Origin of the sequence: Chryseobacterium oleae (assembly GCF_900115055.1) — a bacterium.
GTDB classification, from domain to species: Bacteria; Bacteroidota; Bacteroidia; order Flavobacteriales; family Weeksellaceae; genus Chryseobacterium; species Chryseobacterium oleae.
Window position 1 is genome coordinate 1,480,022 of record NZ_FOVD01000001.1, and the last position, 26,899, is coordinate 1,506,920.

General features: G+C 38.4%; 20 protein-coding genes. 11 read left to right on the forward strand and 9 right to left on the reverse strand.

Features of this window, described 5'->3' with window-relative positions:
* Window positions 1-15: 15 nt before the first annotated feature.
* The 5 genes from BM143_RS06720 to fmt all read left to right on the forward strand — a co-directional run bounded on the left by BM143_RS06720 (window position 16) and on the right by fmt (window position 7,562).
* On the forward strand, window positions 16-1,125 hold the full coding sequence (locus tag BM143_RS06720) for a flagellar motor protein MotB (protein WP_090023775.1): 1,110 nt from the start codon (window positions 16-18) through the stop codon (window positions 1,123-1,125).
* A 71-nt stretch (window positions 1,126-1,196) separates the two neighbouring features.
* A complete protein-coding gene (locus BM143_RS06725; RefSeq protein ID WP_090023900.1) occupies window positions 1,197-2,711 on the forward strand; it encodes an OmpA family protein in 1,515 nt (504 codons plus the stop codon).
* Between the two features lie 195 nt (window positions 2,712-2,906).
* Window positions 2,907-4,343, forward strand: a complete 1,437-nt coding sequence (locus BM143_RS06730; protein ID WP_090023776.1) for an OmpA family protein — start codon at window positions 2,907-2,909, stop codon at window positions 4,341-4,343.
* 77 nt (window positions 4,344-4,420) lie between these two features.
* The gene (locus tag BM143_RS06735) at window positions 4,421-6,331 is read left to right on the forward strand and encodes a RecQ family ATP-dependent DNA helicase (RefSeq protein WP_090023777.1); all 1,911 of its coding nucleotides are present in this window, start codon (window positions 4,421-4,423) and stop codon (window positions 6,329-6,331) included.
* 286 nt (window positions 6,332-6,617) lie between these two features.
* Window positions 6,618-7,562, forward strand: a complete 945-nt coding sequence (fmt, locus tag BM143_RS06740; RefSeq protein ID WP_090023778.1) for a methionyl-tRNA formyltransferase — start codon at window positions 6,618-6,620, stop codon at window positions 7,560-7,562.
* Window positions 7,563-7,738: 176 nt separating this feature from the next.
* Here the strand turns inward: fmt and BM143_RS06745 are convergent, their stop codons facing one another.
* From BM143_RS06745 to BM143_RS06755, 3 genes are all read right to left on the reverse strand, one after another.
* Entirely contained in the window at window positions 7,739-8,320 is a 582-nt protein-coding gene (locus tag BM143_RS06745) for a Crp/Fnr family transcriptional regulator (RefSeq protein ID WP_072921666.1), read from the reverse strand.
* Between the two features lie 108 nt (window positions 8,321-8,428).
* Entirely contained in the window at window positions 8,429-9,550 is a 1,122-nt protein-coding gene (gene ribB, locus BM143_RS06750) for a 3,4-dihydroxy-2-butanone-4-phosphate synthase (RefSeq protein ID WP_047452078.1), read from the reverse strand.
* Between the two features lie 67 nt (window positions 9,551-9,617).
* The gene (locus tag BM143_RS06755; RefSeq protein WP_090023779.1) at window positions 9,618-10,622 is read right to left on the reverse strand and encodes an LLM class flavin-dependent oxidoreductase; all 1,005 of its coding nucleotides are present in this window, start codon (window positions 10,620-10,622) and stop codon (window positions 9,618-9,620) included.
* A 364-nt stretch (window positions 10,623-10,986) separates the two neighbouring features.
* Between BM143_RS06755 and BM143_RS06760 the strand changes: the two genes are divergently transcribed.
* Window positions 10,987-11,835, forward strand: coding sequence for a M12 family metallopeptidase (locus BM143_RS06760; RefSeq protein ID WP_090023780.1), 849 nt, complete (start codon window positions 10,987-10,989; stop codon window positions 11,833-11,835).
* A gap of 62 nt (window positions 11,836-11,897) precedes the next feature.
* Here BM143_RS06760 and BM143_RS06765 read toward each other — a convergent pair whose 3' ends face one another.
* Window positions 11,898-14,030, reverse strand: a complete 2,133-nt coding sequence (locus BM143_RS06765) for a helix-turn-helix domain-containing protein (protein ID WP_090023781.1) — start codon at window positions 14,028-14,030, stop codon at window positions 11,898-11,900.
* Window positions 14,031-14,113: 83 nt separating this feature from the next.
* Here BM143_RS06765 and BM143_RS06770 point away from each other — a divergent pair, with 83 nt between their 5' ends.
* Window positions 14,114-14,563 (forward strand): hypothetical protein, encoded by a 450-nt coding sequence (locus tag BM143_RS06770; protein WP_090023782.1) that lies wholly within the window; start codon window positions 14,114-14,116, stop codon window positions 14,561-14,563.
* Window positions 14,564-14,958: 395 nt separating this feature from the next.
* On the opposite strand, the gene BM143_RS06775 is transcribed toward BM143_RS06770, so the two are convergent.
* Window positions 14,959-15,486, reverse strand: coding sequence for a gamma carbonic anhydrase family protein (locus BM143_RS06775; RefSeq protein ID WP_047452095.1), 528 nt, complete (start codon window positions 15,484-15,486; stop codon window positions 14,959-14,961).
* Window positions 15,487-15,731: 245 nt separating this feature from the next.
* On the opposite strand from BM143_RS06775, the gene BM143_RS06780 reads away from it, so the two are divergent.
* Together BM143_RS06780 and hemH are read left to right on the forward strand one after the other, a co-directional pair.
* Complete coding sequence (locus tag BM143_RS06780; RefSeq protein WP_090023783.1) at window positions 15,732-16,610, forward strand: NifU family protein; 879 nt, start codon at window positions 15,732-15,734, stop codon at window positions 16,608-16,610.
* Between the two features lie 204 nt (window positions 16,611-16,814).
* The gene (gene hemH, locus BM143_RS06785) at window positions 16,815-17,867 is read left to right on the forward strand and encodes a ferrochelatase (protein WP_090023784.1); all 1,053 of its coding nucleotides are present in this window, start codon (window positions 16,815-16,817) and stop codon (window positions 17,865-17,867) included.
* A 396-nt stretch (window positions 17,868-18,263) separates the two neighbouring features.
* Here the strand turns inward: hemH and BM143_RS06790 are convergent, their stop codons facing one another.
* On the reverse strand, window positions 18,264-19,478 hold the full coding sequence (locus BM143_RS06790; RefSeq protein WP_090023785.1) for a type IX secretion system plug protein: 1,215 nt from the start codon (window positions 19,476-19,478) through the stop codon (window positions 18,264-18,266).
* Between the two features lie 70 nt (window positions 19,479-19,548).
* Between BM143_RS06790 and BM143_RS06795 the strand changes: the two genes are divergently transcribed.
* Window positions 19,549-20,187 (forward strand): MBL fold metallo-hydrolase, encoded by a 639-nt coding sequence (locus BM143_RS06795; RefSeq protein WP_047452102.1) that lies wholly within the window; start codon window positions 19,549-19,551, stop codon window positions 20,185-20,187.
* A gap of 387 nt (window positions 20,188-20,574) precedes the next feature.
* On the opposite strand, the gene BM143_RS06800 is transcribed toward BM143_RS06795, so the two are convergent.
* From BM143_RS06800 to BM143_RS06810, 3 genes are read right to left on the reverse strand one after another with little or no spacing between them, the layout of a single operon-like run.
* The gene (locus BM143_RS06800) at window positions 20,575-23,031 is read right to left on the reverse strand and encodes a TonB-dependent receptor (RefSeq protein ID WP_090023786.1); all 2,457 of its coding nucleotides are present in this window, start codon (window positions 23,029-23,031) and stop codon (window positions 20,575-20,577) included.
* A 20-nt stretch (window positions 23,032-23,051) separates the two neighbouring features.
* The gene (locus BM143_RS06805) at window positions 23,052-24,530 is read right to left on the reverse strand and encodes a trehalase family glycosidase (protein ID WP_090023787.1); all 1,479 of its coding nucleotides are present in this window, start codon (window positions 24,528-24,530) and stop codon (window positions 23,052-23,054) included.
* A gap of 2 nt (window positions 24,531-24,532) precedes the next feature.
* Entirely contained in the window at window positions 24,533-25,762 is a 1,230-nt protein-coding gene (locus BM143_RS06810) for an MFS transporter (protein ID WP_090023901.1), read from the reverse strand.
* A 123-nt stretch (window positions 25,763-25,885) separates the two neighbouring features.
* Between BM143_RS06810 and BM143_RS06815 the strand changes: the two genes are divergently transcribed.
* Entirely contained in the window at window positions 25,886-26,791 is a 906-nt protein-coding gene (locus BM143_RS06815) for an AraC family transcriptional regulator (RefSeq protein WP_090023788.1), read from the forward strand.
* Window positions 26,792-26,899: the final 108 nt, after the last annotated feature.

Below are 26,899 nucleotides of genomic sequence, written 5' to 3' on the forward strand. Positions count from 1 at the left end.
AAACATAAAACATATATGAAATTAGGTTTATTATTATTAGCCATACTGCCTATCGCTGCTTATGCTCAGGATAGTACTGCAGTAAACTCTTCCGGTGAGTATCCTAATACCTTCTCTTCAGGTTCCGCAAATGTACAACGCTTTGACAACAAAGCCAGACGTTTCAACGACTGGTCTATTTCCGTTGGTGGAGGTGCTGCATTTATGGTACATTCTGATCTTAGATCTTTTTATGACAAAAAGGTTAACTGGGGGTATAATACGTACGTAAGTATTGACAAGCAGATTACACATGTTTTCGGATTGAGCCTTATCTATCAGAGAGGGGAAACGAAACAGAAAGCAATGCTTGGAGGCGCTGCAGGAGCAGCAGCAGGTGTTGGAACAGCAACTACCAAATATAACCAGCTTGCCTTAATGGGAGATGTAAACTTTTCTAACTTATTAAGAAGAGTTGACAATCATTCTCCTTACAGATGGGCTTTCCATGGTTATGCAGGTATTGGATTCCAGGGTTATGACACATCTCTTCACGATAGCAATGAATTCAGATGGAGCGATTCTCCAAAAAGAGTTCCCCTGTTCATCAAACAAGATTTTGATATTAACTCCCTCTTCTATCAATTCGGTATAGGATTAAAGTATAATGTTTCCAAACTTATCGATATCGAAGCAAGAACAATGTATATCATAAGCGGTGATGATGAATTTGACGGAGGCGGTTGGGCCGAAGCTAACGATTACGACCCTGCTACTCTTGGTTCAAAATACAACATGATCAGCAAATCAAGATCTGATAATGCTTGGACTGTAAACTTAGGACTAACGTTTAAACTTGGAAAACAAGCATCTCATCTTGCATGGCATGACCCGCTTCAGGAAGCATATTATAGAACGAGCGTTCTGGAAAATGCATCTCAGGACCTGGTAGTATGTGAAAAAGGTGATGCAGATAATGATGGTGTATGCGATGACTGGGACAGACAGCTTGATACTCCTGCAGGTGCAAGAGTTGATGGTGCTGGTGTTGCTTTGGATATGGATCTTGACGGTGTTATAGATCTATACGACAAGTGTGTAACCGTTCCCGGACCAGTTGAAAACAACGGATGCCCTACCAAATAATATAATGAAAAAGCAGTTGAAAGACTGCTTTCTTCAGTATAAGAAAAAAAATTTTAATACATAAATACATGATGAAATTAAATTTAGCTGTTGCTGCATTAGCACTGGCGATTCCCTTCGTTAGCTATGCACAGGACTCAACAGCAGTTTCAAATGGAGAATATCCAAATACATTCTCTTCCGGTTCTGCTAATGTTTCCCCATTTACCAATCAATCAAAAAGATTTAATGACTGGTCTATTTCTGCCGGTGCAGGTGTACCATTATTGCAGTCATCAGACCTTACCTCTATCAAGAATGGTAATGGTAAAAACCTTTTCGGATACTCTGCTTATGTAAGTATCGATAAAGCAATTACCCATGCTTTCGGTTTAAAATTACAATATGACAGAGGTGAAACAAGACAGGGATGGTTCAATACTAAAGATGCTGCCCCTGATGCGAAAGCTGTAGGAGCAAGAACTCAGTATGATGCAATTTCTTTATTGGGAGACATTAACTTCTCTAACTTACTAAGAAGAGTTGACAATCATTCTCCTTACAGATGGGCACTTCACGGTTATGCTGGTGTAGGTACAATCGCTTACAGAGCATACCAGAAAAACATCAAAGGACAGGTATTGGCGACTGAAGTGAAGCCTTTCAAATTTGGTTCTATGTTTATGCAGGCTGGTGCCGGTTTGAAATACAAAATCAACAAAAGACTTGATCTTGAAGGAAGATTGATGTACGTAGTTACCGGTGACGATGAATTCGACGGAGGTGGTGACAAATACAGTGCAATCAACAGACGTGAAGAGCAGGTATCTGACAACTTCTTCAATGCAACTTTAGGTATTTCATTGAAGTTAGGAAAAAACGAATCTCACTTAATGTGGCATGACCCACTTCAGGAAATCTATTACAAACTTGATGTTTTGGCTAATAAAAAGCAGGATATTGAAGTATGTAAAAAAGGAGATGGCGATAACGACGGAGTTTGTGATGATTGGGACAGACAGCTTGACACTCCTGCAGGGGCAAGAGTAGATGGTGCCGGTGTAGCTCTTGATACCGACCTTGACGGTGTAATAGACCTTAACGACAAGTGTGTAACCGTTCCGGGACCTGTAGAAAATAACGGATGCCCAGTTGTTAAAAAAGTAGATAATAACCAGACTGCCATAGAAATAGAGCAAAACCTTAAGGATATCTACTTCAATTTCAATAAGGCGACTATCAGACCGGAATCTAATGACAAATTGGATCTGGCTGCAAAAATCATTAATGATAAAGGAGGAAATTATCTCTTAACCGGACATACAGATATAAAAGGTAACGCCGCATACAACCTTAAATTATCCAGAGAAAGAGCTGCAGCAGTGGTATCTGCCTTGGAAAACAGAGGAGTAAGCCAAAATGTATTGAAATCTAAGGGAGTAGGTTCGGCTGAAGCTGTAGTACCTGCAACCGCATCTGATGCAGAAAGATTGGCAGACAGAAAAGTTACGGTTCGATTTATAGAGAGCACAGATTGGGATTCTATTAAAAAGAAAGATTATGACGATGCTCCAGTAAAAAAATCAGCTAAAAAGAAGAAAAAATAAACCTTTCAAATGAACCGGAAAGAACAATTCTTTTCGGTTTTTTTTTTACTACGAAATTTTTTACCTACCTTTATATTATTTTTGATACATTTCGGTATGTAGTGAATTATACATATCAGAACTATTAAGAAGAGATGATAAGAATAAATTAATTAAGAAATAAAATCATTTAAATTAACTTAAAAAAATAACACTATGAAATTAAGTTTAGCAATTGTTGCATTAGCCATGGCAATTCCTGCCGTAAGCTTTGCGCAAGACTCAACGGCAGTTTCAAATGGAGAATATCCGAATACTTTTTCTTCCGGTTCTGCCAATGTTTCCCCATTTACCAATCAATCAAAAAGATTTAATGACTGGTCTATTTCTGCCGGTGCAGGTGTACCGCTAATTCAGTCAGCGGACCTTACTTCTATCAAGAATGGTAATGGTAAAAACCTTTTCGGATACTCTGCTTATGTAAGTATCGATAAAGCAATTACTCATGCTTTCGGTTTAAAATTACAATACGACAGAGGTGAAACAAGACAGGGATGGTTCAATACTAAAGATGCTGCCCCTGATGCGAAAGCTGTAGGAGCAAGAACTCAGTATGATGCAATCTCTTTATTGGGAGACATTAACTTCTCTAACTTATTAAGAAGAGTTGATAACCATTCTCCTTACAGATGGGCACTTCACGGTTATGCTGGTGTAGGTACAATCGCTTACAGAGCATACCAGAAAGACATCAAAGGACAGGTATTGGCTACTGAAGTGAAGCCTTTCAAATTTGGTTCTATGTTTATGCAGGCTGGTGCCGGTTTAAAATATAAAATCAACAGAAGACTTGATCTTGAAGGAAGATTGATGTATGTAGTTACCGGTGATGATGAATTCGACGGAGGTGGTGACAAATACAGCGCAATCAACAGACGTGAAGAGCAGGTATCTGATAACTTCTTTAATGCCACTTTAGGTATTTCATTAAAGTTAGGAAAACACGAGTCTCACTTAATGTGGCACGACCCGCTTCAGGAAATCTATTACAAGCTTGATGTTTTGGCTAACAAAAACCAGGATATTGAAGTATGTAAAAAAGGAGATGCTGATAATGACGGTGTTTGCGACGATTGGGACAGACAACTTGATACTCCAGCAGGGGCAAGAGTGGATGGTGCCGGTGTAGCTCTTGATACTGACCTTGATGGTGTAATTGACCTTTACGATAAGTGTGTAACTGTTCCTGGACCTGTAGAAAACAACGGATGTCCTACAACACCTACAGGACCTGTAGTAGAAACAGAAACTAAACTTGAAGGAATTGAGTTTGATTTAAATTCTGACAGAATTTTACCTTCAAACACTCCAATCTTAAATAATGCAGTAAACTATATTAACTCTTCAACAGGTTCTTACAGTGTAATCGGTGCTACTGATACCAGAGGTACTGACGCTTACAACCAGAAACTTTCTGAAAGAAGAGCCAATAACGTTAAGAATTATTTGATTAAAAACGGAGTTCAGAATGGAAAAATCAACGCAGTAGGAAAAGGTGAAAAAGACCTTAAATATCCTGAGTGCGAACCAGCTACTAAATGTCCTGAATGGAAAAACAGAGCAAACAGAAGAGTATACTTCGAAGCTAAATAATAAACTTATCAGCTAATATATTAAAGCCGTGCCTCGCACGGCTTTTTTTGTTGTAATACTTTTATTACTTTTACCCTATGATTTCTCAGCAGGACTTCCAAAAATTAAAATTTGATACCCTAAAATATTTTTGGGGCTATGACAGTTTCAGAGATTCCCAGGAAGAAATCATCGATGCAGTCATTAACGAAAAAGACAGTCTTGTCTTATTACCCACAGGTGCCGGAAAATCACTCTGCTACCAGCTTCCAGCATTACTCAAAGAAGGAACGTGTTTAGTGATTTCTCCTCTTCTGGCTTTGATGAAAGATCAGGTAAGCCAGCTGAAACACCGTGGTATCGAAGCAGACTATCTATCTTCCGAGCTGGATGAATACGATGCAGAAGCAGTCTATGACCGTTGTAAGGATGGCCTTACCAAACTTCTTTATGTTTCCCCGGAAAGACTGACAAATAGCCAGTTTCTGCAGAATATTGAAGAAATTCAGCTGTCATTTATTGCTGTAGATGAAGCCCACTGTATCTCAGAATGGGGGCAGGATTTCAGACCGAGTTATCAGAACATTAAAGAATTCAGAAAAAATAATCCAAAGATTCCATGTCTGGCTTTAACAGCTACGGCCACTCCTAAAGTTCTGGAAGAAATCAAAAATAAACTGGAACTAAAAAAGCCGTTTGTTTTTCAGAAAAGTTTCAGGAGAGAAAATATCCGGATTTTCATGGATGAAGTTTCCGATAAATTTCAACGTGTTTTTGATATTTTAAAACACAATAATGACTCAGGAATTGTCTATGTAAGAACGAGAAAAGATGCGGAAATGCTGGCCGAATTCCTCAAAAAAAACCAGGTTAAAAATGTAGATTATTTTCACGCCGGTTTAACGACGAAAGAAAAAAATGCCAAACAAAATCTCTGGAATACCAGCGACAATCATGTTCTGATTTCCACCAATGCCTTTGGTATGGGAATAGACAAGGATAATGTCCGGTTTGTGATCCACTATTCGCCTGCCCCTTCATTAGAGAATTTCTACCAGGAAATCGGAAGAGCGGGAAGAGATGGGAAAGACAGTTTCGCATTTCTTCTTTGGAACAAACAGGAACTTCTTAATTTTGATGAAATTTTAAAAAACCAGATTCCCAACAAAGCTGAATTTCTAAAAATCATCACCTACCTCTACTCTATTTTCCAGGTCGCAGAATATGAATTGCCGGAAAAAGTTTTCCAGCTGAATATCCAGGGAATTCAAAATTTCACAAGACTGTCAAGAGCTAAGATCAGCAATGTCCTTAATTTCCTTCACAATCAGGAAATTATCTATCATAACGACAACAAGAGCCTCTCTTCACTGGAGCTTCTGTTCAATGCTGAAGAAATAGACCAGCTGCCACAGAAAGATGCTTATTTCATAGAGCTTCTGCTCCGTACCGTGTCAGGAATCACCACTCATAAGGTAATGTTCAGCGAACAGCAGGTCAGCAATAAGATCGGGGTAAGTCTGCCTTTGATCAAAGAACGTTTGAAAGAACTTCAGCAGAAAAATTATCTGGAATATGTAGATGGCGCTTTATCGAGCATCAAGTTTCTAAAACCCCGTGATGAAAGAGCCATCAATGCAGCGTACTGGAAGCTTTTTGAACACATCCAAAAGAATAAAATCCAGAAATGGGAAGAAATCAAGTTCTTCATAGAAAACAATGATTATTGTAAAATGAAACTTATTCTCGCCTATTTTGGTGAAAAAAATACGAAAAACTGTGGCCAGTGTTCAGTCTGTGAAAAGAACAAGCAATCCATTTTCGGAAAAAACATTTCCCAGCAGATCATTAATCTGTTGGCCAAAAAACCTTCAACGATCGAAGACTTATCCGTTCAGCTCAATTATCATTCTAAAAACAACATCCTGGAAAACCTGATTTTCCTCTTAGATTCAGGAAAAGTAAAGATGCTGAACTTCAGAACCTATGCGCTAAATCATGAGGAATAAATAATGTGAATGGTGAATTTTGCTTCGCCAGTGAATGGTGAAATTTAGACAGCAGATATCAAACATCAGATTTCAGACAAGACTTGGAAAACTAGGAATTTAGATTCATTTTAATAGTTAAAAAAGTTTCGGGATGCGCGTTCAGGGCTTCACGGTTTGAACCAGCAACTAGCAACCAGCAACAAAACGTCCTGCTCATATACTCTCAACCTCTCGCACTCTAAAACACTCCAACTCTAATACCCTCCAACTCCAAAACTCTCCCAAAAACCCTTATCTTTGCACCATGAAATCATTGAAAGTCGTTTTTTTAGGAACTCCGGAGTTTGCAAAGACTTCTTTGGAGGCTATCCATCAGTCCAGTCATGAAGTGGTAGGTGTTGTAACTGTCGCCGACAAAGCCAGTGGCCGCGGACAGAAGATCAATCAGTCTCCGGTAAAAGTATATGCCGCCGAAAATAATATTCCTGTTTTCCAGCCTGAAAAATTGAGAAACCCTGAATTTTTGGAAGAACTGAGAAAACTGGATGCCGATGTTTTCATCGTGGTTGCTTTCAGAATGATGCCAAAGGTTCTTTTCGAAATGCCTAAAATGGGAACGTTCAATCTTCATGCTTCATTGCTTCCTGATTACAGAGGAGCAGCTCCCATTAATTATGCAGTGATTAACGGTGAAGAAAAAACCGGTGCCACTACATTTTTCATCAATGAAAAAATAGACGAAGGAAATATTCTTCTTCAGCAGGAACTGGAAATTGTACCGGATGAAAACGCAGGAAGTCTTCACGACAGATTAATGGAGATGGGTTCATCACTGGTTGTAAAAACACTTGACGGTTTAGCTGAAAATTCTATTACCGAAAGACCTCAGCCTCATGTTGAGCATCCTAAAAACGCTTATAAAATATTTAAGGAAGATACCAGAATCAACTGGAAAGCTCCATCAAAAACTGTTCACCAGTTCATCCTTGGAATGTCACCTTATCCGGCTGCCTTCACCACGATCAAAATTGGAGAAGAGGAAAAAGGATTAAAAATATTTGCAGGAAAATTCGAAATCATGAATCACGGAAAGCCTTCCGGAACTTTGGATATTTCTAAAAACGAATTCAAAATCTATACGGAAGATGGTGCTTATTTCCCTCAAGAACTTCAGTTAGAAGGTAAAAAAAGAATGACAGTGAAGGATTTCCTCAATGGATTTAGAAATTTTGAGGAGATCAGTTTATAGGAATTTTGGAGTTGGAGAGTATTAGGGTTTGAGAGTCGGAGTGTTTTAGAGTATACAGGTTAGTTGCTCGTTGACAGTTCCTGGCTCGAACTGCCTATCTCGCATCCCAAAACTTTTCATATCCATCATTTCATTTGCGAAGCAAAATTCACAATTGACCATTCATCTTAAAAGTCTTAGTTTCTACTTACAATTTTTCTCCGGATTCTGCTGATAAATTCAGGCGTTACTCCTAAATAAGCAGCGATCTGAATATTGGTAAGACGGTGGGCTGTTTTGGGATATTTATTCAAAAAGTCCTGGTAACGTTCATCGGAAGGTTTGCTTAAATTATCTATAATTCTACGCTGTAAGGCAATGATAGACATTTGAAATTTAAGCCTCATCAGTTTCTCAATTTCAGGAATTTCAAGATAGAGTCTTTCTTTGTCTTCTTTGGAAATGAGAAGAATTTCGCTATCTTCAATCGCCTGGATATTCAGCTGCGAAGGAATCTGATTAATAAAACTGTCAATATCAGAAATCCACCAGTCTTCCACTGCAAAATACAGGATCTGATCATCTGCATTGCTATCTGTACGGAAAACTTTAAAACAGCCACTCAACACAAATCCTTCGGCTTCACAAATATCACCTTCTTTTAATAGGAAATCTTTCTTCTTAATTTTCTGAATGGTGAAGGCGCTGCAGTATTTTTCAAGCTTCTCGTCTGAAATTTCAATATACTCCCTGATATGTTTCTTTAAAGACTCTGTCATGGTTTAAAAATAAAAAAAGGTTTAGAAAAATCCTAAACCTTTTTATTCATTTTATTTCTACAAATGACCTATAGTATTCATTCACTACAGCCCATTCACAATATATTTTTATAGCTGAACCAACTCTGTCACCTCTACATCATATCCACCAACCTGCGGTTTGATATTAGGGTTCTGAGTGATCACTTTAAATTTATTGATTCCCAGATTTTTCAGGATCTGTGTTCCGATACCGTAATCTCTGTAGTTGTAAGCCAATGTAGGATGCTGCTCCTGCCCGTCCTGATAATTCAGGAACTGCTGAAGTTTTCTCAGGGTATTTTCAGAATTTGAAACGTTATTGATGAAAATAACCGCTCCTTTTCCTGCTTCATTCACCATATTGGTTACTTTTTCCAATAAAGGTTTTTCACCGTTGTTCAGTCTTGTCAATACATCAAAATAAGAATCTGAAGACTGAACTCTTACCAAAACAGGCTCATCAACCGTCCATGCTCCTTTCGTCAGGGCAAAATGGATCTGGTCATTCGATGTTTCTCTGAAAGCAAAAAAATCAAACTCACCATAAGCAGTTTGTACTTTTCTTTCTTCCAGTCTTTCGATAAGGTTTCCTTTTTTAAGCTGATAATGAATCAGGTCTTCAATGGAAACAATCTTCATATCATGTTTCTGAGCAAAAGCGTGAAGTTCCGGCAAACGGGACATCGTACCATCGTCATTCATGATCTCACAGATCACACCACCTTCTTTTAAACCTGCCAACTGAGTCAGGTCAATGGCTGCTTCAGTATGTCCTGCTCTTTTTAAAACCCCTCCTTTTCTAGCACGAAGCGGGAAAATGTGTCCAGGTCTCATGAAATCCGTCGGCTTGGATTTTTCATCCATCAAAGCTAAAATGGTTTTGGCTCTGTCTCCGGCAGAAATACCTGTAGAAGTTCCGTTTCCAAGAAGGTCAACAGATACGGTAAAAGCGGTTTCCTTAGGATCACTGCTTCTGCTTACCATCACTTCAAGACCAAGCTCATCACATCTTTTTTCAGGAAGCGGCATGCATATAAGTCCTCTTCCGTGAAGTGCCATAAAATTGATAATTTCTGGCGTTGTCAATTCTGCAGCGCAAAGAAAATCTCCTTCGTTTTCTCTGTCTTCATCATCTACTACTATGATTATTTTACCATTTTTAAGGTCTTCAATAGCCTCTGGAATAGTATTTAATTTAATATCAGACATGTTTACTTTTTATTTGTGCAAAGATACTTATAAAAATGAGCATCTGCCAATTAATATGGAGGGTTTGTTAGGCTTTGGATAAAGAGTTTGCTGCCTCTCTGAAAATCTCATAAGATCTCAGTCTTTTCTGATGATCGTAGATATGTGAGTTGATAATTAATTCATCCACATTGAATTTTTCCTGAAAATCTTTCAGTTGTTCTTCTATTTCTGCCTGATTTCCGATCAACGTATATTTCAGTTTCTGCAACACCATGGATTTTTCCATCGGCGACCAGAGATCATCCATATCATCGACTGGCGGAGCAAAAGGTTTACGGTCATTTCTGATGATGTTGATAAATGCCTGGAACAGTGTTGTGGACATTCTGTGCGCCTCTTCAGAAGTTTCTGCCGCTACTCCATTGATACAGGCCATCAGATAAGGTTGAGCCAGCTGTTCGGAAGGCTGAAAATGTTCTCTGTAAATTTTAAAAGCCATTTCCATTTGTTCCGGAGCGAAATGTCCTGCAAAAGCATACGGAAGCCCAAGTTCCGCAGCAAGCCACGCACTGTCTGTACTGGATCCCAGAATGTAAAGCGGAATATCCAGCCCTTCACCGGGAATTGCACGCACTAAAGCATCCGCATTGTCTTTCGAAAAATACGTCTGTAGTTCTAAGATCTGTCTCGGAAACTGTTTGTTGATGATCGCAGGATTTCTTCCCAGCGCCTGAGCGGTAAGTCCGTCTGTTCCGGGCGCTCTTCCCAGACCAAGATCTATTCTTCCCGGGAAAAGAGATTCCAGGGTTCCAAACTGTTCAGCGATGATCAGGGAACTGTGGTTCGGAAGCATGATTCCTCCGGATCCGACTCTTATTGTTTTTGTTCCGTTGGCGATAAAACCGATCAGAACGGTGGTGGCAGAGCTGGCAATACTTTCCATATTGTGATGCTCGGCAAGCCAGAATCTTTTATAATGTAATTGTTCAGTATGGTTTGCTAAAGATAAACTGTCCTGAAACGTATCGTGAATGCTTTTTCCCTGCTTTACGGGAGCAAGATCAAGCACCGATATTTCAAAATTTTTCATATCAGATATTTATTTTTTTTGAAAGCGATATGGAATCACCCTCGGTGATTTCATAATTTTAAATTTTAGGTTTAAAAACAAACAAATTTAAACCAATAAAATCGCATTAGTTACTTTTTGTAATTGATAAGTCTGATTGCCTAGTTCAGGCAAAAACTATTGAAAATAAAATTTCTGTAACCAACTTTTACTTATGGAATTTATTTAAAGAAAGGTATCATAAACGAAAAACATTTATAACGGATCACCAATAATCATCAGATAAATTATTCATTCAACATTAATAATTCACAAATAATAGAAATAAAATAATATATTCGTATTACCATCACCGAATTGAACACCACATTTAAAAATAATTATTATGAACAAAAAAATCAAAGATGTATTGTATCGGAAACTACAGGTCAAAAAGTCTGTAGTTGCAGGTTTTGTTATCATGGTAGCCCTTGCTTCCTGTAGTAAAAACAATGATGAGATCATGGCGGAAGCCCAGGCTGATGGTCTTCAAAGTAAGAACATCAAACAGGGAAAACTGGGAGGCCAGACTATTACTTATGAAAAAAAGGATGGTTTGAATTTTTTCCAGGGAGATATTGTTCTTACTGACAAACAGCTGGCAGAAGATAATCCCGTTAATAAAGGAGGTGCCAGTTTTTCGAGATGGCCGGGAGCTAAGATTTATTATACTGTGGCCGGTAATATGGGCTCCATCAATGCCAATAAAATCACTTCCGCTGTTAATGAGTACAATACCAAAACCAATACCCAATGGATTCCCCGTACCAATCAGACGAACTATGTGGAATTTATTTTCGGAAGTTCATCCGGATCAGATGGATGGGCACATATAGGGTATCAGGGTGGAAAACAGACTATTTCTTTGGACCAGTATATTTCTGTAGGATCAGTGATTCACGAAATGGGACATACAGTTGGACTTTATCACGAACATGCCCGCAAAGACAGAGATCAATATGTAAGCATCCAGTGGAACAACATTCAGGATGGGCAGGCTTATAATTTCAATATGTATAACTCAGGAACGGACATAGGTCCTTTCAATATTAATTCAGTGATGATGTATTGGCCAAATTCCTATTCTAAAAACGGACAGCCGACTATTAAGAGAGCAAACAATACCAACTTCACCTACAATAGAACCGGCTTTACCACAGGAGATATCAATACGATCAATACGATGTATCCATAGGGTTCATTATGATCTTAAACAACTAAAAAAAGACTGTCTCACTTTTGGGACAGTCTTTTTTGTTACATTGAATCATTCTTTTCCTTTTTAAAAGTATAATGATTGATTAAAATTCTGATCTCATTGAATTCAAAATCATTAGGCAATGCATTCTTCCATTCCGTAAGGGTTTCATGAGGATTTTTATAGAATTCATTTTCAAACGCTTTGATCTTATCTGAAGTAATGACTCTTGAAATATCCAGTAGTCCCTGTTCTGCAAATTTTGCCAAATGTCCGATTACCGTTTCTTTTACCAAGCCTCTTTCCATAGCAATTTCACCAATGGTTTTCCCCTGCTCAAATAATTGGAAGGTCAGAACCTGGGAAGGAACTTTTGCTATTTTTAAATTGATTTCTTTATCATTTTTCTCATCTAAAAGCTTAGTTTCCAGCAGATGAACTTCTTTCAGACTGTTCAGATATTCTTCTGTATCTTCCAGCCAGTCTCTGAATTCCTCGTTGTACTGTTTTAAACCTTTTGTTCCTTTGATTTCAGCATAAAATTCTTTCAACGGATTGAATACTTTATACCTGATTTCTGTAAAGAAAAAATTAACGGCTCCTTTCGTTTTGCCTTCAATTTCTGACCATTCTTCTTTATTTTCGATAAAATTATTAACCTTCTGGGAAATGACTCTTTCCAGCTTTTCGAAGATTTTTCCGAGGTTGACAATTTCATGTTTCAGCTGAAGATACAGCTGGTTGGTCTTTACATGATCAATACTTTTCGTGGTGATGGACAGTTTATTCCATTCTTCTACTTCATTCAGGAACCACAGGCAGTTGACGGTACGGAGTACTTTTTTGATGCTGTAGTCATATTTTTCACGGTTCAGGATGGCTTCTACATTATCATTAGCAAAAGTATTTCCCTGGAACTGCAGAATTCTGTTGTCCTTAAAAATAACTTCAGGAGTGATTTTGGATTTTAAAACAATACCTTCCAAAGTACGGCATCTCGACAGGGCAACATACACCTGACCGGCTGTAAAACTTTTCCCGGCATCAATGATGACATTATCAAACGTCAGTCCCTGGCTCTTGTGAATAGTAACCGCCCACGCCAGCTTGATCGGGAACTGTTCGAAGCTTCCCAGAACTTCTTCTTTGATATTTTTTTCGGTGTCAAGGAAGTATTTTTTCTGTTCCCAGACTTCTCTTTTTACGACAATTTCTCTTTCGCTTCCATCGAGAACCACTTTAATTTCGTTATCATCCAGTGACATAATTTCACCCAATTTTCCGTTGAAATATTTCTTCTCTCCGGAAATATCGTTTCGGATGAACATTACCTGCGCTCCAACTTTTAATTCCAGAAACTGCTCGTTCGGAAACTGGTTTTCCTTGAAATCTCCAAAAAGTTTGGCTTCATAGGTTTTCACGGTCAGATCAATCTCTTCCAGTTTTTGCTGGTTGATTTCGTCCGCCATTTTATTGTGTGAGCACAAATAAACGTAAGAATCAGTTCCTGCCTTAAAATCAGGGTCATATCTTTCATTAAGAACATCAAAATTGATATTAGCCACATCTCCGTCACGGATGGCGTTCAGAATATCCAGGAATTTTTCATCCGACTGTCTGTACACCTTGGTCAGTTCAATAGTCAGCAAAGGAATATCTTTCACGGCATGGCTGTCGAAAAAGAACGGTGACTGATAACAGATCTTTAAAATATGTTCGTCTCTTACCACCGGTGGAAGCTGGTAAAGGTCACCAATGAACAACATCTGAACTCCACCGAAGCGTTGGCTATTTCTTCTGATAAATCTCAGCGAAAAATCCATCATATCAAGAACGTCAGCTCTCAACATGGAAACCTCATCAATAATAAGCACTTCTACTTCTCTTAAAAGTTTCAGTTTGTCTTTTCTGTATTTGAAATGAGGCATCAGGTCAGCAATATTATTCGCCAAGCTTCCGTCGATACGATCCGTAGTGGGTAAAAATGTTCTTAAAGGCAGCCCAAACATGGAATGGATGGTTACCCCTCCCGCATTAATCGCGGCAATTCCCGTAGGCGCTACCACAATATATTTTTTCCTCGTCTTCTTTACAAAATCATTAAGGAAGGTTGTTTTTCCGGTTCCGGCTTTTCCCGTAAGAAAGACACTTCTGTTCGTATGCTCTATTAAGTCAAAAAAATGATTGTTCATCGCTCCAAAATTACGCAAAATGAATTTGAATTTGTTACCTTGGCATAACTTTTGAAAATTCTTTAACTGAAAAGAAATTTATAATGAAAAAATTTTTCATCAATATTCCATTACTGGCATTATGTGCTACACTTACTCTGGTTTCATGTAATACAACAAAAAATGCCGACACCAATCTTCCTAAGGATATCTCAGAAAGACCAGCCGATGAAGACAGTCAAAAATATGAACAGGCTCAGCTGGATAAGTTAAAAGCATCCATTCAATCTGAAACTGCCAAAGAAAAATGTGACAATGCATCAGACTGGACCTTTGCTCCAATGGGAGCCAAAGCGTGCGGAGGACCTCAGCAATATATCGCTTATCCTAAAAAAATAGAAACGATCATCCATCCAAGAATTGAAGAATATACCCAGAAAGTAAAAGCTTTCAATGAAAAATATAATATCACGTCTGACTGTATGATGATTACACCACCAACATCTGTCAAGTGTATCGCCGGAAAAGCCCTGCTTATAACGCCGGAGCAATAAAAAAAGAAAAAAATCAAAGCAAAGGTTATATATCCGTTGAATTATCAACAAAACTCACTCAGGAGTTTATACTAAGGATTAAAAAAAAGCTCTATCGGAATGATGGAGCTTTTGTTTATTTGTAATTGATAATAGATTTCAGATAACAGACATCAGATTCCAGACTATTAAGGCCGATAGTTTAATACTATAGGAACTGTCAATAGTGAATTTTGCTTCGCAAGTGAATGGTGAATCTGAGACATCAGATGTAAGATTTCAGACATGAGATCAGAGATATGAAATTTTTCACAACGATCTTAGAAACTAGCAACTGTCAACCAGCAACTAAACTCGCGTACTCTCAAACTCTCCAACCCTAATACTCTCCGACTCTAGAGCTCTCCAACTCAAAACTAGTTCTCCAGATTCTCCTTATACCACGAAGAATATTTCACATAATTATCTGCAATTCTGTTCACTTCTCCTTCCAGTAATTGGGCAGAAATGTCTTTGATTTTTTTGGCTGGAACTCCACCCCATACTTCTCCTGATTTGATATGCGTTCCCTGGGTCACTACAGAACCGGCTCCTACGATAGAATTTTCCTCTACCAGGCAGTCATCCATTACGATGGCTCCCATACCAATCAGTACATTGTCGTGGATGGTACATCCGTGAACGATGGCATTGTGTCCGATCGAAACATTATTTCCAATATTCAAAGGGTATTTCTGATAGGTACAGTGCAGCATGGCATTGTCCTGAACATTTACTTTATTGCCCATCTTGATGTAATGTACATCGCCTCTTATCACTGCATTATACCAGATACTGCAGTTCTCTCCCATGGTAACGTCACCGATAATGGTTGCCGTTTCTGCCAAAAATGTGCCCTCTCCTATCTGAGGCTTTTTTCCTAAAAGTTCTTTTACAATTGCCATAATTTTGATTTGAAAATTTGAAAAATAAGTTAATTTGAAAATGTAAATTCTGATTACATGAAATAACTTTTAATTTTTTGTCGGAAAATGAATTGATTTGAAAATCACACGTCTACTTATACTAATTTCTAACTTCTAATCTCTAACTTCTAATTTCAAATGAGTGCGATAGCAAAAATCTAATTTCTAATCTCCAACTTCTAATTTCTAATTGCGTATTTTTGTATCTCAAATTTAACGAAAAAATGCGTACGATACTTATAGAACCAACTGAAAACCCGAAAGTGATGAAATTTGTCGCGGATTATAACCTGATCCCGGGCTCTTTAGAGTTGGACAGAAGTTCAGATATTTCAGAAATTCCTTTAGCTCAGGAACTCTTCAACTATCCTTTTGTGGAAAGAGTTTTCATCACTGCTAATTTTGTAGCGGTAGCAAAACAGGATACCATTGAATGGGAACACGTCGCTGAAAGCCTGAAAAATGTCATCGAGGATGAATTATTAGCCAATCCGAGAATTTATCTTCAGAAGAAGAAGGAAATGTATCAGATTTATGCGGAAATGACTCCTAACCCGAATGCTATGAAATTTGTTTCCAGTAAAATGCTTATTGACGGCTTTGTGGAAGTGAAATCAAGAGAGGCGGCAGAAGGAGTTCCTTTAGCACAAGCAATCTTCAAGGAATTTGATTTCGCTAAAGAAATTTTTATTTCTGACAATTTTGTGGCTGTAACCAGAGATGATTCTGTGGAATGGCATCAGGTAATGATGGCTGTAAGAGGCCTTATTGCTGAATATCTTCAGAACGGAGGTGAAATATCCAATCTTGAACCTCAGACCCATGAAAATCCTGTTGAAAAAATCATCAACAGAGACTATACGGACGACGAACAAAAAATTTCAGATATCCTTAATGAATATGTAGCTCCTGCCGTAGAAAACGATGGCGGAAAAATTTCCCTGATGGAATACGATCAGGAAAGTAAAACCGCAAAAATGCTTCTACAGGGTGCATGTTCAGGATGTCCAAGCTCTACTGCTACTTTGAAAAACGGGATTGAAAATATTTTAAAACAATTCGTTCCGGATTTGGTGGAAAGAGTGGAAGCGGTGAATGGGTAATGGTTTTGAGTTGGAGCGTATGAGGGTCGGAGAGTTTTAGAGTATATGAGTTCACAGTTTAGTTGCTGGTTGACAGTTGCTGGTTTCTAAAATTGTTGTGAAAATTTCATACCTCTGATCTTATGTCTCAAATCTTGATTCTTGGCTCTTGATTCTCAAATCTTGAACCCCATCAATTGAAATTATAATTAAAAAAAGAAAGTTTTGCAGAAAGAATCCCTAAATTCAAAGAAAGGAATTTTATTAGTAAATCTGGGATCGCCAAGATCCACGGCGGTAAATGATGTAAAGGAATATCTTGACGAATTTTTAATGGATGAAAAGGTCATTGATTACCGTTGGATTTTCCGGGCAATGCTGGTTCAGGGAGTTATTCTTAAAACAAGACCTGCAAAATCTGCCGAAGCCTATAAAACAGTATGGACAGATGAAGGCTCACCTTTAGTTGTCATCACTGAAAAGATCCAGAAGAAACTGCAAAAAATAGTGGATGTTCCTGTAGAAATCGGGATGAGATATGCTCAACCCAGTATCGAAGCAGGAATCCAGAAACTGGTAGATCAGGGCGTTTCAGAGATTGTTTTGTTTCCTCTGTATCCGCAATATGCGATGAGTACTACAGAAACAGTGATTGAAAAAGCAGAGGAAGTCCGTAAAAAGAAATTTCCGAAAGTAAAAATCAATTATATACAGCCTTTCTATAACAGGGACATTTATATCAACTGTCTGGCAGAAAGTATTAAGGAAAAACTTCCTGAAAACTTTGATGCTCTACAATTCTCCTATCACGGAGTTCCGGAAAGACATCTTTATAAAACAGATCCGTCAAAGACCTGTAAAATTGATGATGCCAACTGTATCAACAGTCAGGTGGATACTCACAATGCGTATTGCTACAGACATCAGTGCTATAAAACGACAGAAGCCGTAATAGCCAAGATGGGTCTTCCGAAAGAAAAAACCATTGTTTCTTTCCAGTCAAGATTGGGAAAAGATAAATGGATAGAACCTTATACGGATGAAACATTAGAAACGATTCCTAAAAAAGGAATAAAAAATCTGGCCGTTGTGTGTCCTGCTTTCGTATCAGACTGCCTGGAAACTCTGGAAGAAATTTCAGTAGAAGGTAAAGAACAGTTTCAGCATGGAGGCGGAGAAAACTTCCATTACATTCCTTGTCTGAATGATGAAGACCGCTGGATCGACGTAGTAAAAATCCTCTGCGAAGAAAAACTGAATGATTTTTATCTGGTTTAAAATATAAGGAGCTGTTTTATACAGTTCCTTTTTTTTAATTAAACACAAATATCACAAATGATCTGCACAAATAAACACAATCTTCTGTGATTCAAAAAAATATTATATAACCACAAAAGGCACAAAAGTTTTTTAACACTTCAGTTTTTTAAGTTGAAAAGATAATGCATAAGAAGTACACATAAGTTTAAAAAAATTCAAAGAATTTTTGATGCAATGGAAAGTATTAAACACGAATTCCACAAATGATTTGCACAAATAAACACAATCATCTGTGTATATCTGTGAAATCTGTGGTTAGAAAAGAAAACAAATAATATCCACAATCATTCGTACAATAAAAAAGAGACATCCATAATGAATGTCTCCTACTATTTTAAAAATTTAAATTAAAAATTATTTTCCGATCGGAGTTCTAAACTCTCCATACCCCATCAGCCCGTCGTAATTACGTCCAAAAGGAGCATAATATAAAAACGCCTGATACAGGTTTTCTGTTTGCCAGAAATTACCATTCACCTCCCCGAAGTTCAGTGATCCGTTGCTTTCTTTTGTGGCGAGGATATAGTTGTAGAAACCTTGTTTCAGAAATATTCTGGCTACATATTTTTTATTGGCGGCATCGTACTGCATCTGGTTTTCTTTGCTTGGCTTAAAATTATTAAAACCTCCCAGTACATAGATCTCTTTATCCACAGGATCGGAATCAAGAGAAAAATACACCCAGGAATAATCTCCTTCTCTTTCTGCATTTCTTTCCAATCCCAAATCATTTCTTCTGTAATACCATGCTCCGTTTACGTCAGGCTGATACTGATAATTCAGAGGAAAAGCCCATACCGGATGCAGATACGTCTGATTGATCCCGTCTTTCAATTCCGTAGCTCTCACCATATCTGCGGCCATATTCATATTCTTGTTATCGAAATAATAGAATTCGTTATTACCGGGGAATGTTAAATTCATTTGCTGAAAAAGCAGCTGGTTTCCTAAGGTTGCACTTGGTTTCAAACCATTAACGACCACATTCGGATTGTTGTTCTGCATCACATTCAACGTCATTGAATTGACATTAGAGGAAAGATCTCCTGCTTTCGAAGTTGCTTTTACTTCTACCCTTTGGTTCACATTGGGATTTTTGGCATCTGCGATTCTTGAGATATTCAAAGCGATAGTTGCCGCATCTTCCACCAGATAAAAACGTCTTTTGAAAAGAGGTTTGTCTGCCGAATCTTTATAAACAATCAGCTCAAAATTTCCTGAGATCTTCGGCTGTATTTTATCATTCGGGAATGTAAGCTTATAATGGGTATAAGGCTGCAGCGTGTTGAAAGAATATTGGAACTGATCCAGAAGCCCGTTCAGACTTCCGTTGGCAATTTCTGTAAAAAACAGATTGTCATCATTCCAGTTTCTGTCATAATGTTTGATCGTGTATCTGTAGATCTCGCTGGCATTGGATAGGTCGTCAAAGCTTAAAACCAGTTGTTCACCGAACTTGATCACAGGTGTTTCATCGTTCGTCTGCGGATTAAAAAGCTGGATGCTTTGGATATTCTGACCAAAAACCAGTCCGCCCAAAGAGAGTAAAAGTATGCGCAAAGTTTTCATTATGACGAAGATAACGAAAAATCGGGATTTTCTTAATAATATCGTATTTTTGAAATAAAAAAAATCAGTTATGCTTCAGATTCAGGGCTTCGTTGTCAATTTTGCCAGTGAAAATACATATATCGTTTACAACGAGAATAAAAACGCCTGGTTAATAGATCCGGGAAATATGAATGAGCAGGAAACCAAAGCGATAGAAAGCTTTATTTCTGAAAACGGACTGAAGATCGAGAAGATTCTTCTGACGCATGCTCATATTGACCATGTTTTAGGGCTTCAATGGGCTTTTGACACCTTCAAAGTTCCTGTCCATATGCATCAGGAAGATCAGGATGTACTGGACATGCTTCAGGCCAGCGGAATGAGATTCGGATTCACTGTTGATCCGGTAAAAGCAGACATCACTTACATCAATGAAGGCGACGTTCTTGAACTGGATGGAGAACAATTCAAAATCTACCACGTTCCGGGACATTCTCCGGGAAGCGTAGTCTATCATAACGACAACCAAAAGTTCATGATCTCCGGCGATGTCCTTTTCGAAGGCAGCATCGGAAGAACTGATCTTTACAAAGGAAACTATGAACAATTAATCGACGGTATTACTAACAAACTATTTATTCTGGATGATGAAACTCAGGTGTTCTCAGGCCACGGAAATCCTACGACGATCGGGTTTGAGAAGCAGTATAATCCGTTTTTTAAGTAGATTTGAGATACGAGTTTTTCAAGTTGGAGAGTTTGGTTGCTGGTTGACAGTTACCAGTTGCTGGTTCGAGCCGCGAAACCCGCATCCCGGAAATTTATGAGTGGCTAAAATTCACTTTTCACTTGCGACGCAAAATTCACCATTGACATCATACATGATAATCGTGAATTTTGAATTTTGGATCGTGAATTTCTAAACATGCAGCTAAGAATTGACCTTTCACTTGCGAAGCAAAATTCACCATTGACATTTTCCAATCTCAGTCTTATGTCTGGCATTAAAAATCTTGATTCCTGGCTCTTGCCTCTTAGATCTTTCCCATAAAAAAAATCAAAACCGCCAGAAAATATCCTGACGGTTTTTTTTATGAAGAAAATAAATATAAGTTTAAAAATCCAGTGTGATGGATGCTCTTGCAGCAGCGCCCATGATTGGTCTTGCCATTCTGATATTCGTTCCGGCTGCAGTCTGGGATCTTGGATCTCCTTCTGTGATTCCAATCGTGTTAAAGATATTCGTTCCGTCTACTGCAAAACGTATTTTTCCTAACTGATAAGACATTCCGGCACCCACTTCAGTGAATGAAGGCAGAACATTATCATCCGTATTTCCTTCGTTCTGGAAACGTTTTCCGTAGTAGTTCATGCTTACGTAGGCTCTCCATTCTTTTGTGATATTCACAGCAGGAGAGATATTGAAGTAGAACTTAGGCATTCTTCTTACGGTGTTTCCATCGTAGTCAAAGGTAGTTCCGTCTGCATTTTTTCCTACGAAATCTTTGTATTTCGGATTCTGGATGGTTCCGTTGAAAGTCACTTCAAGAATATTGTTGAACAGTCTGGTGTATCCTTCGATTTCTACCCCGAAGTTCGTTGTGTTGGCGAATTTATTTTCTGACGTTCCATCTGAGAATACATCCGTAAATGAAAGGTTTTTAAGTGTAGAATAGAAAGGAATAATTCCGATATCGAAAGTACGTGAATAATATTTGTATCCCACTTCCAGCTGATTGGTATCAACCGCTTTGATCGCGCTCAGATCTGACATATTATTGTAGTAAGCCTCTTCATTTGGAGATCTGAAACCGTGGGAGAAACGGGCGTATACTGCATTTCCTTTGTTAAGCTTATAATTCGCAGCCAATGTATAAGATACTTTATTGATATCATAGTTCCAGTAGGTATATTTATTACCCAATACCGCCATATTATCATCTGCCGTTGTCGTTGCAAAACTGTGGGTTCCGTCAGTCGTTAAACCGGAATTATTCAGATTCGCAGTTGTTGTATTGACTCCATATCCTTTATAGTAATCACGGCTGTAACGCATTCCTGCATTTAGGCTTAAGTCCTCTGTAACATTATAATCAAAATTCAGATACGCATCATTAAGACTTCCCTGGATCTGGGAATCTCTGATCAGGAAAGACATATCTTTCACCCCATTGTAAGTCTGGGAATACCCTGTATCTGAGGGACTCATAGACGGATTTACGAGGTTTAAAAGCTCAGGTTTGTCTGAAGCAGTTGCTAAAACATTGCTCCAATTCCAGTACTGATGAGATTTCCAGTTTGATTTATAGAAACCTGCCGTTACACTTCCTTTGTCAAATTTATAATTGAACTGTAAATCATTCACAAAATTATTCATCTGCTTATCAATAGCCCAGAATCCCAATTTCTGGATATACTGAGGATTCACAATAGCCCCATTGCTCACCAGAGAATACTGATAATTGCTCATTCCCAAACCACCTTCACTGGCTGGTTTAGTGGCATAATCGGAAGCCAGCTTAGGAGCTCCTGCAGGGAACATTCCCGTGTACTCCATATTGATATTGGTATATCTTGTCTTGTTCAGAACGCTGAAATTATTTCCAAGATCATATTTAAATTCTGCACCTACTACATCTACTTTTGGGTGAATTCCGTTTTCAAGATCTCTCTTAAAAAATCCGCCGCCAGCCTGTGGAATATTAAGCTGACTTATTCCTCTGTAACTGTAGGTTCCGTAGTTGGCATCAAAACCAGGGAATTCCTTAAGTTTGTCTCCGTCCTGTAATAAAGGAATCGGAAGGTAGAATGTATTTCTGTCGTCCAGTTTTTTGTAGTAGACTTTAGCATATCCTTTATCAAAGACATATTTAAGATTCATTCTGATCTGTCCGCCATTATTGGCTCTGAAACCGGTCTTTCTGATTCCGTTATCTGTTCTGTAGAATCCGCCGACGTTAAAGAACAATTTATCCTTTACCAAAGCACCGCCTACATTCATATCTGTACGCATCAGCCCGTAAGTACTGGTCTCAAGCTTAGCCGTTCCTTTAAAATCATTACTTCCTTCTTTGGATATAAAGTTGATCAATCCTCCGGGAGAATTGTTCGCATAAATGGAACCTGAACCTCCTCTCAGCGCTTCCAGACGGCTCACCGTATTATCTACACGGAAAAAATTATCCGCATTCGCAAACTGAAGTGCTCCGTCTTCAAACACAGGAAGTCCGTCTTCCTGAACCTGCACGAATTCATAAGCTCCTGCAGAAGGAATCCCTCTTGCAAAAAGGTTGTTCCCCACTTCACCACCGGAAGTTTCCACAGCAAATCCCGGAACCCTCTGTAAAAGAGCGGCTGCACTGATAGGATTCTGCTTCTGAATCTCTTTGGCCGTAAACGTAGAGATAGCGGTACTTGATTCTATTTTCTTTTTCGGGCCGGAGTTTCCGGTAATAACGATCTGGTCTATGGATGACGTCTTGATGGAATCCTGAGGGGTTTCCTGGGCATACGCATTGTTAAAGTACAGCGTAGCGGTGGCAGCCATTAAAAATATCGATCTTTTTTTCATAGCAAATGATTTTTATAGAGTTAGTTTTGTTTTAATTTGAGATAGACCCCGTTTGTCCATCCGAATCCGTCCTGATTCGGGTACTCTCCTCCTCCCGCAATGGTTTCAGTGTCTAGCGCGTTGTATTTTTCCATTAATTTTCCGGTGTTGCTGTAGACCCTTTCCACATTCTTACACCAGTTATTTTTAATTTCCTCAGCCAGTTCATCGAAACCATAATTCTTCATTGCTTTGTAACCTAACCACTGATAGGGTGCCCATGCATTGGGAAGATCCCACTGCTGGCCGGTTTTCTTTGTAGTCGTTACAAGACCTCCCTGATAAAGGAATTTATCATTAATATGCTGAGCAACAGATTCAGCCTGTGCCTCGTCTGCCAGTCCCAAAAATAATGGGTAAAGAGCAGCAATATGTTCAGACGGTGTGTTTTTGTGTTTTTTTAAGTGATAATCTTTATAACATTCAGTGTTTTCATCCCAAAAGTAAGTGTTGATCATCTGTCTGCGTCCTGCTGCTCTTTGAGTAAAATAATTTTCTTTTTCTGTCAGATTCAGAAGCGCTGAAGATTTGGCCAGTGTTTTCTCCAAATGCCATAGAAGGCTGTTCAGATCCACTTCTGCAATATTCAGTGTTTCTATCGTCTGTATATGTTCTCCGTCTGCAAACCATCTGCTGGAAAAATCCCAGCCGGATTCACAGGCACTTCTTATATTTCTGTAAAATTCTTCGCCTGCATTGTCGCTGTCTTCAATATCGATCAGATAGCTTTCAGGGCGGGGTGCATTTTCTGCGTCATAATAACGGTTCAGAAGATCTCCTTTCTTCGTTTTCACCACTCTTTTCACACTCGAATTATTCTCCAGCCATTCTTCCCCATTCATCCAGAAAGCATATTCCTTCTCTAAAGTATCGTGATATTGGGTGTATATTTTTTCATCACCATTAGTTTCAAACAAAAGATCCAGCATCAGCGAAAAATACGGTGGTTGTGAACGGCTCAGGAAATGGGTTCTGCTCGCATTCGGCACAAATCCTACATTCTGAATTAAATAAGAACAGTTTTCTACAATGTTCTTCATCATTTCCGTTCTCCCCGAAACCTGCAGCCCAAGCATAATGAAATAGCTGTCCCAGTAAAAGAATTCATTGAAACGCCCTCCCGGTACGATATAAGGCTTCGGAAGTTTCAGTAAGGTTCCTTTTTCTTCATAAGCGGTGCGCGTCAGTTCATCCCAAAGTTTTTCAATATGCTGCTCAATCGGCAACTGATTTTCTCTGTGGATAGAAATTTTGGCTCCCAGGAAATCAAAATTCGCCATCACAAAATCTTTCAGATCAAATCCCTGACTACCTTTTTTCTTTTCGTATTCCGCATTGATCTCCGAAACAGGAAACATCGGAACGGCATCAGTCATCATCTTCTGGTCTTCAAAGATCTCTGCTCTCTGTACATCATCAAAAAGAGTCTGGATTTCGTTTATGTAAAGCTGTTTATTCATTATTATTTCTTAGGATTTATTTTTAATTTATTCATGAAAATCGCCGAGATGATTAGCAGTGAAAGCGGGATCAGTGATAGATAAAACGCCTGCTGCCCACTGAATTCCTGAAATACAAAACCGGTAATCATAGAACCTATCGTTCCTCCGATCGCAGAAAAAACCACAATCAGTCCGGCCATCGCACTGTGTAAATATTTTGGAATAGATGCCAGGATCACAGAATTGATACTTGGATAAATCGGTGCCAGCAAACCTCCCATCAAAGGAAATAAATACACGACAAGCGGAGCATTGAACCAACCTGTTCCTTTATCAATCTGAATATTGTGCGTTAATGGCAGAACCAGAATAATACTTACCGCAAAACCAATCACGCAAAAGGAAACCACATAGATCCAGCTGAATTTCTTGGAGAAAAAGCCCGATAAAAATCTCCCCAATGCAAAAGCTCCGGCTAAAACGGCTCCAGCCTGAATACTCATCGACGTTGGAAGTTTTAGAATTTCTTTATAAAAAGTAGGTGTCCATGTCTGGAAACTCTGTTCTACCAGTACAAATAAGAAAGCACACAGGAGAAAAAACAATACTTTTTTATAGCTGAATAAACTGATACTGTTTTTCAGATCTCCCAGCAAATCGGTTTTCTCACTTCTGGCCTCGCTTTCGTTCAGTTTTGAAAAGAATAAAAACAAAAATGATAAAGTAGAAACAGCGCCCAGCACCCAATATACATTCAGCCATTGAGTCGATTTCGGATTGTGATCATCAATGAACAGGCTGAAAAGTACATTTCCGGCCAATACACCAATCATAAAAAAACCTTCCAGAAAACCCATAAAGCTTGAATGTTCCTTATCGGTGTTGGTTACAAGGCCAATAGAAGTAAAAACTGAGATTTTTATTAATGCAAATGAAATTCCCACAATGGCAAATAACAGTTTGAAAAACCAGAAGTCATTGGAAAACGGCATCACAAAACACATGCAGCTTACCAGAAAAAGGGCGATAAGCATGGAATTTTTGATCCCTATTTTCGGCAGAAATGACGCCAGAATAAATGAACATATGGCAATCGGGAGATCTTTAAATCCTTCCAGAACACTGGCTGAAGATTTTGAGATTCCGAAGTTTTGCTGTACCTGCAGAATAACTGTTCCCACGGAATTCAAAAGAATCGCGAAAACAAAATAGTTCAAAAACAGTACAGCTTTAATATTGAAATTTTTCATGGAGATCATTTCTTGTCGGCTAAGATAGAAGCATTTCGCTTAACATTAATTTAACACAATAAATCAATATTTGAACTATATTAATATAATTAGTATTTTTATTGAATAAATACGATTAATCAGATGAAAGTCAGTTTTGAAAGAATCATTGCGAGTGAAAAGAGTTCCTTCCGCACCCTGCACAACAATTCGCCCATCTGCGAGTTTAAGTGGGAATACCACTACCATCCCGAAATCGAACTGGTATGTGTCATTTCCGGAAACGGAACCCGCCACGTTGGCTATCACAAAAGCAATTATACAAATGGAGATCTGGTGTTAATCGGTTCCAATATTCCTCATTCGGGGTTTGGATTAAATTCTACGGATCCACATGAAGAAATTGTCCTTCAGTTCAGGGAAGAGATTCTTCAGTTTCCTCAGCAGGAAGTGGAAGCCCGGTCGATTAAAAATCTGCTGGAGCTTTCCAAATATGGAATTCATTTTCATCATAAGATTAAAAAGGTAATGCTTCCGAAACTGAAACTCATGCTGGAATCTGAAGGCTACAAAAGATATCTGCTGCTGCTTGAGATTTTATTTGAACTTTCAAAATGTAAGGATTATGATCTTTTGAACAAGGAAATCATGCCGTACACCATTATCTCAAAAAATAAAACGAGACTGGAAAATATCTTTACCTACGTAGAACATAATTATGATAAGGAAATCAATATCGAAGATGTGGCCAAACTAGCCAATCTTACACTCCCGGCTTTCTGTAATTTTTTCAAAAAAGCGACGCAGATCACTTTTACGGAATTTGTGAACCGATACCGTATCAATAAAGCCTGCCTGCTGATGGCTCAGGATAAGAGTATTTCAGAATGCAGTTACAGCTGTGGTTTTAACAATGTGACTTATTTTAACCGGATGTTTAAAAAGTATACGGAGAAAACGCCTTCTGAGTTTATAAAGAATTTCTCGCACAATAAGGTAAATGTGGATCTGAAGGTTGAAAAGGAGGTTACATTAAAAGCTACTTTTTAAAAATATTCTTTTAACGTACCCTTGTCATGCTGAGCGGAGTCGAAGCATCTTGCATATAAAGATTGTAAGAAGTCATGGTATTTTTATTTCCCACAGATCATGCAAATT